5 protein-coding genes are annotated in these 7,647 nt (G+C 30.2%); 2 read left to right on the top strand and 3 right to left on the bottom strand.

The window, feature by feature from the left end:
- Positions 1 to 36: 36 nt before the first annotated feature.
- Complete coding sequence (locus ACFCYN_RS24480; RefSeq protein ID WP_375952586.1) at positions 37 to 369, top strand: pyrophosphohydrolase domain-containing protein; 333 nt, start codon at positions 37 to 39, stop codon at positions 367 to 369.
- Between the two features lie 678 nt (positions 370 to 1,047).
- Positions 1,048 to 5,535: an AAA domain-containing protein gene (locus ACFCYN_RS24475; protein WP_375952583.1), complete on the top strand. Its 4,488-nt coding sequence runs from the start codon at positions 1,048 to 1,050 to the stop codon at positions 5,533 to 5,535.
- Between the two features lie 279 nt (positions 5,536 to 5,814).
- Here ACFCYN_RS24475 and ACFCYN_RS24470 read toward each other — a convergent pair whose 3' ends face one another.
- The 3 genes from ACFCYN_RS24470 to ACFCYN_RS24460 all read right to left on the bottom strand — a co-directional run.
- Positions 5,815 to 6,186: a transposase gene (locus tag ACFCYN_RS24470; protein WP_375952589.1), complete on the bottom strand. Its 372-nt coding sequence runs from the start codon at positions 6,184 to 6,186 to the stop codon at positions 5,815 to 5,817.
- Positions 6,187 to 6,707: 521 nt separating this feature from the next.
- Entirely contained in the window at positions 6,708 to 7,052 is a 345-nt protein-coding gene (locus ACFCYN_RS24465; protein ID WP_172443689.1) for a transposase, read from the bottom strand.
- Positions 7,053 to 7,182: 130 nt separating this feature from the next.
- Positions 7,183 to 7,647: hypothetical protein (locus ACFCYN_RS24460; protein WP_375952580.1), on the bottom strand; the 465-nt coding region annotated here is incomplete at its 5' end.

Here is a 7,647-nt window from a genome sequence, read left to right as displayed (position 1 = left end):
ATATTATACTAATTATGTGGAAAAGGAGGGTTCTTTATGACTATAAAATATTATAACAAATTAGTAAGAGATAAAATTCCAGCCATTATTACTAAATCAGGAAGTGTATATGAGACAGAAGTCCTAAGTGAAAAAGAATACATAGAAAAACTAAACGAAAAGTTAAACGAAGAACTTGAAGAGTTTTATAATGCAACACCAGAAGAAACTGTTGGAGAAATAGCTGATATTTTGGAAGTGCTTTATGCTATAGCTGAAACGAAAGGTATTTCTATGGAGGAAATCGAGAAAGTTCGACTTCAAAAGAAGGAAGAGCGTGGAGGGTTTAAAGATAGGATATTATTAAAGTATGTATTGGAGCATAAATGAAGGTTTTGTAGAATTAAAAAATGATATTATTTAATTAAGTCAATTATTCTAAGTTTAATCAATCTATTATATGATCATAAAGTATGAGTATATCTTGGATTTACAAAAGGAAAGATGTACTTAAACATTTTTCATATTTTAAAACTAAAGAAGACATTCATTTTTATGAACTGAAAGCAATTAAGGTCCCTATTATGAGAACCCGTTCGTTTTATTGAACGGGTTTTATGTTTCCATAATAAAGTGACTTAAATCTATGTTTACGAATTAAGAGTAAAATATGCTTACTATTTTGGTTACCATTAATTAGCACAATAATTAGCACTAATGACCTACTTAAAACCGTTTAACTGTGTTAAAATCAATTTGTCAAATAAATTATAATAATTTTTATATTCAAAAGGATGCTTGTATAACGATGATATCTAATGAATTTATCCTAATAAGAAGTTGCGAAATAATGAACTAAAAAAATATTTAGTTATATTAATTACTCAAGGGATGGATTTTAATATTTGAAGTAGAAAATAATTTAAAAAATAATGAAGGACCTTTTCGCGATGAAGATGAAAATATAAGTCTGAAGAATAAAAAGTCTGTATAAGATAGTGTATGAAAGTTAGTTTGGGCTCTTAGGAGTCCATTCTTTAGTTAATAGTTTGAGGTGAAAGAGAAGGCATGCAAAATACTAAAGTAAAAAGACTTTTTCAATATTTAATGCAATTAAGCGATCTAAACAGTAAAGTAATACGCCAAGTATCTGAACACAATATTGTTATGAATCAAAGTGATTTTAAAGAAGCTGAGGGCGTTCAAACCTTTATAAATGATGATGAAGAGGTATGGATACAAGTTCGGAAAATTACAATCACCAAACAGGAAAAAACGCCACCTGATATCCCAGAAAATTTAATAGAATGGCTTATAAAGGATCAAAAATTAGATAACCCAAAAGTCGAAAGAATTAATTTTAAAAATTCAATTACCACAGAAGATGATAGAATAATTAATTTTAGTGACGATAAAGAGCGTGTGAAAAGCCATGCAGAATGGAATGTAAGATGGCAATTATGGAGGGAAGTTTTACTACGTAAACTAAAAGGCCAAGAAGTCTATGATACATTATTTAAAATTTATCAAAGTATAGAACGTGAAAGTGATAAATTTGAATTAGTATTTGGTATAGGACAATTAATATGGAATAAAGAGTTTACGATTAATCATCCTTTTATTACTGCTTCCCTTGATCTTGAGTTAGATTCAAAAAAAGGAATTTTTAATATTTACCCTAAAAACAAAGGGTATCAAGTGGAATTGGATTTGCTTAGTGGGTTTACGATTCCAAACGGTGTTTCTATTCAAAATGTTGTAGATGAAATACAAAAACACAAACCTAGTTTAGAGAATATTTCTTTTGCTACTGATACATTAAAACAAGTTGTAAATTTACTTGATTCAAAAGGTCAGTTTTATTTAAACGAAAATCAAGTAGTTAAAGCTGACGCTGTACCGCAGATTGTAAATTCATGGTCAGTTTATTTAAGACAACAAGATTTTAAAGTACTTAAAAATGACTTAAGAAATATTATCGATAAAATTGAAGAGGGTGTAATTGAGCCAACAGCTTCTATAAAAAGTATTGTTGGGGAAAAAGTAAGTCAAAATGAAGATAGCCATGAATGGGATAGCATCGATAATAATTTATTTTTCCCTTTACCTGCAAATGAAGATCAAAAAGAAATAGCTAGAAGATTAGCAAACTCATATGGTGTAAGTGTACAAGGGCCTCCAGGTACGGGTAAGAGTCATACGATTACGAATTTAGTTTCACACTTACTTGCTCATGGTAAAAAAGTTCTAATTACTAGTCAAAAAGAAAGTGCACTTAAAGTATTAAAGCAAAAATTCCCTGATAATATAAAACCACTTGCTGTATCTGTTCTTGGCGGGACAAGGGATTCTTTAAAAGATATTGAACTATCGATTCGTTCGATTTCTGATAACTTAGGAGATCTACATGTAGATACTCTTGAAAAAGAAATTAATAATCTTAAAAAAGCTCTGCAAAAAAGCTATGAAAATGCTGCGCTTTATAGAAATCAGCTTAAAGATTATGTCATTAAAGAAAACGAAGAAATAGTTGTTGATGATATGAATGTAAATCGAGCTGATGTTGCAAAAATTTTAAAACAAAGTGTAGTCGATTTAAGTTGGGTTCTAGACGAATTTGATTTAAATACACGGTTCCCATTAAATAGTAATGAATTCACAGAATTATGGAGATTAAGAGGCGAACTTTTAAAAAATGATTATAACTTAATTGAATTTTCACTTCCGCAAGTTGATGAAATCCAAAATTCTAATGAATTTATGGAGTTTATTAAAATCGGTCATTCACTTCAATTAAAAGTTCAGGATATACAAGATTTAATGGAAAGCTATAAAATCCCATATGATATAGAATTCCTAAACAAAACTAAAGAAATGTTAGAGGATATTATTAAAGATAAAGATCTATTCTCAAATAATGTAAATTTAATCATTTTAGAAGATATATTTGCAGGTGGGATGCGCGAAGAAAATTGGAAACAATTTTATGCTGAGCTTCAAGAAGATATTCAAAATCTTTTAAGTATCTCAAAAATCTTAAAACCATATGATTTTAGGTTGCCTAGTAAGCCTTTATATCAAATTAAAACTGATGTTATTAAAGCTAAAGATGCGATCCTTCAAAATAAAAATAAATTTTTATACTTTATGGTATCTGGAAGAGATGTTAAGTACTTATTTAAGGAAAATGTCATTAATAATAAGCCCATTACAACAATTGAAGATGTTCAAATTATTGAAAAGAAAATTGAGTTCGAAGAGTTGATTGAAACGGTTATTCGTAAGTGGAATAACACAATGAAGGATATTAATGGACCACTTGTCGAAAATAGTGGAATGTTGATCAATAAATTAGACCAGAACTGTTCTATTATTTTTAAAGTTTTACAATTAAAAGAAAAAATTAATTTATTAAGAGAGTTTGTAGAAACATCTGATCTGAAAAGTTTAATACAAAGTCAGGATTTAAATGGATTCGTAAAATGTTTTGACATTGTCCAAAGAGCATTTGAACATTTAGAATTAAAAAATTGGACAGATGACTATAATGAAAAGTTACTATTTCTAAAAGGAAAGTGTGATAATCCTACATCGCATTTGATTTGGAAGAGTTTATATGATGCATTAATTACAAAAGATGAGAACAAATGGATTAATTCTTTAAATGAATTAGATACTTTACGTAATACTCAGAATAAAGCTCTTAAACTTAAAGCTTTACTAGAAAAAGCTGAACAAGTTGCACCAATAACATGTAACTATTTCGAAGGTCTTTTAGGAATCGATATTGATATACCAACTGATTTCTTGGAAGCGTGGAAATTAAAAGGTTTAAAAACTTGGCTTCATAAGTATGATGACTTTAATCAAGAAATAGTTGAAAAGAAAATTAAAGAAGAAGAAGAACAGCAAAGAAAGTATACGAAAGAAATTGTAGCTAAATCAAGCTGGAAATATCAAATTCAACATATAACAGAGGAACAAAAAAGAGCATTGTCTGCATGGAAAAATTCCATTGCGAAATATGGTAAGGGCGGAGGCAAAAATGCTTCTCTCTATTTACAAAATGCACAAAAAGAAATGGAAAAAGCACAAAGTGCAATTCCAGTATGGATCATGCCTGTCGCACAAGTATTAGAAAACTTCCCTGTAACAAATGAAAAGTTTGATGTTGTAATTGTCGACGAAAGCAGTCAGTGTGATATTTTCTCAATTCCTATATTAATGCGCGCAAAAAGAGTAGTCGTCGTTGGTGATGATCAACAAATTAGCCCATACGCTATCGGAAGTAAGATTGAAGATATAAATAATTTAGTAGATCAATATTTACATGATATACCTAATAGCCGCTTATTTGACAAAGAAATATCACTTTATCAAATAGCAGAACAAATCTTCCCGAAAACTGGTAGTTTAATGTTAAAAGAACATTTCCGTTGTGTACCTGAAATTATTCAATTTAGTAATGATTTTAGTTACGGAGGAAAAATGATTCCTCTTCGAATGCCTAATCCTGATGAAATGATTCACCCACCAGTAATGGCAATTGAAGTACAGAATGGATTCTGTAATGATGCAACTGAAGCAGTAAATATTCCTGAAGCAGAAAGAATTGTTAAAGATATTAAAGATGTAATTGCAGATCCATTAATGAAAAAGCAGTCAATCGGTGTAATAGCATTACAAGGAACAAAGCAAGCGGAATATATAGAAAAATTATTAAGAAATGAGATTGGTGAAAGAGAAATTGTTAACCGTGGAATTAGATGTGGTAATGCATATACCTTCCAAGGTGACGAACGTGACATTATATTCATTTCTATGGTAATTGCACCGAATAGAAAATACACTGCTAGAACTAAAAATAGCGATAAGCAAATATTTAACGTTGCAGCAAGTCGTGCTAGAAACCAAATGAGATTATATCACTCAGTTAAATTAGAAGATTTAAGTAAATCAGATTTCCGTCATGAATTATTAAGATACTGTCAATCGCCATCTAGAGTTAATCAAGAAAAAGAAGACATTTTAAGCAAATGTGAATCGCCATTTGAAGTTGAAGTTGCAAAAATAATCATGGCAAAAGGATATAAAGTTGTCCCTCAAGTACCTATCGCAGGAAGACGAATCGATTTAGTCGTAGAAGGAATGAGAAGTCGCCTTGCTGTCGAGTGTGATGGAGAAAGATTCCACGGTATCGACAAATGGGAAGAAGATATGAATCGTCAATTTATTTTAGAAAATCTTGGTTGGGTATTTTGGCGAGTTAGAGGTAGAGATTTTTATACAAACCCTACAGAGGCTCTTGAATCATTATGGGAAAAACTTGATGAAATGAATATTAAGCCTTATGAAGAAGTTAAGATTAAAGGCTTGGATGTACTAAATGAGGTTGAAAATCTTGAAGTTTTTAGTAATGAGATAAAACAAAGCGAACCTGAACATCTAATTGAATATGTGGATCAGTTAGCTATTGATATAAGTGATGGTAATATATTAGAGCTTGCTCCAGCAGATGATTTACAATTAGATTTATTTAAAGTAAACAAATCATGAATTATTTGTGGAAGGAAACAATCGGAAGATCACAAAAAAATTTATGAAATATAACAAAGTTTCAAAAAAACACATCTAAATTGATGTGTTTTTTTGACACGCTGTTGAAAAAAGACTTCGTCAAGTAAATGCCACGAATTTTTCGTGGCATTTACTTGACGAAGTTGTTCTTTTAGTCTGTTTTTTGGTAAATTAAATGAAGACCTATTTCCTTTAGCGAGAGAAGTTTGGTCCATTTAATAAAGTTTTGTATGATTGTAGTCATCAAAACTTGTCTTTTTACTCTTGAACTCTTCGGTATCGTGCGTAACGTAAGCCGTGGAGTTCTTTACTTTGGGCAAAACTTAACTCAACAGTTGAAGGTCTTACTGACTTTAATATCTTTCCTCGAGTTGATAGCCTTTGTTCCCTTAACTTATCGTAAATTGGTTGGTTAACTGATATTCTTAATACTCGATCATCATTTTTCGCAAATGGACAATTAAAACAGCTACCTTTGTCAGGCTTAAACTCATGATAGCCATGTCTTGTCGTAGTTTTATATCGAAAAGGTACACCACAAGGGCAAGTATATAGATCTTCATTTACTTTTTGAAAATGAGTTTTTCTACATTCTTTATGTTCATTATTTGGAAATCTACGATGAGAGATATAAGCAAATATCCCACGTTTAAATACACCTTCGGCAAATCTTGAATTATAGTAGCCCGGATCAACAGCGATTTTTTGGCATAATATCCGAGCCTCTCTTTTAGAGAATCTAACTGATCTAATAAAACTCTATGCCCAGGAACATTCGCACTCGTTACATGAGTATCGATTATGAAGTTATGTAGGGAATCAACAACTCGATGTTCAAAATATGCGAAGCGACCTCGTTCATCATGTTTAACTGATAACCTTGCATCACCATCTACAGGATTAAGTAAAACGCGTTTAAGTTCAGTTTTATTTCCTTTAGGTTTAAGTAATTTTAATCCGTGTTTTTGTCTACGTTCATTTACTTTTTTTAAAGTATCAAGATCTTACTCAATTACGACTTCTTTAATCCATTCCTCACGTTTTCTTTTATTCGGATTCGCTTTTGCCACCCAAGTTTCATTCGCAATAAATCCATCTATATTAATTAGATTTACCACAGTGAAAGAAAGCTTATCAAACCTCGTTATCTTTCAAACGATGATTAAGAAACTTTGAAATAGTCGAATGACAAGGTATTTTTCTATCAGGTGAAATCCTAAAAACCAACGATAAGTAGCATTTTGTTTAACTTGTTTACAAGTGAATCGAACAGGGCGAAACCCTTCAATGTATTGTATCAGTAGTATCTTTACTAGTATCAGTGGATCAATTGAAGGTCTGCCAACGGTTGACCGATAGTAGGGTTCAATCAGTTTATATAAATAATTCCAATTGATTTCCTTATCAATTTTTACAATATGGTGCTCCATATCAATCATATTCTCATAAAGTTTACGATTTTTTGCGATGTCTAAATTCTCTTTATAGTAGTACATAAAAAATCCCCCTTGTAATAATTTTCCTACAAAGGGGATTTTTTCTAAAATAATATGCTTGGGATCTATTGACTAAGTTGTTTTTCAACACTCTGAGAGAATAACCACTAATGGTTATTCTCTTTTTTCATCAATCAACATAATCAATTGACTTCATTTCAACCCAAACTATTTCTTTTGTTACAATACTATATACTACTTTGAAGATTATTTTCTGATTTTTATCATAGTAACTATGATATTTAAGTTGTTGTTCTCTATCTTCCCAAGCTTCTTTGTAATTATTCTTAAGTAATTCAGTAATATCACTGATATATTTTAAATTGAATTTACCATTTATAATTACCGTGTTTTCACTATAAAAGCCAAATAAATAATTTACTTGATTTTTTTTATTAATATCCATTACTAAATTTTCAAAGTAATATTTTGCATTCCCTCTTGAAAATCGATTACTTTTAACATATCCACTTAGATCTACATCGTCGATATTATCATATATTTTTATATTATTTATTGTAATCGAATTTAAAGATGTATTTTTTAGACTTTTTTCACTATTACATCCCCATAAAGCTAAAAGGCTACTTAGACA

The organism is Gottfriedia sp. NPDC056225, from assembly GCF_042267765.1.
Taxonomy (GTDB): Bacteria; Bacillota; Bacilli; order Bacillales; family Bacillaceae_G; genus Gottfriedia.
The sequence above is the reverse complement of the archived record's forward strand: the minus strand, read 5'-3'. Positions and strand labels throughout refer to the sequence as shown.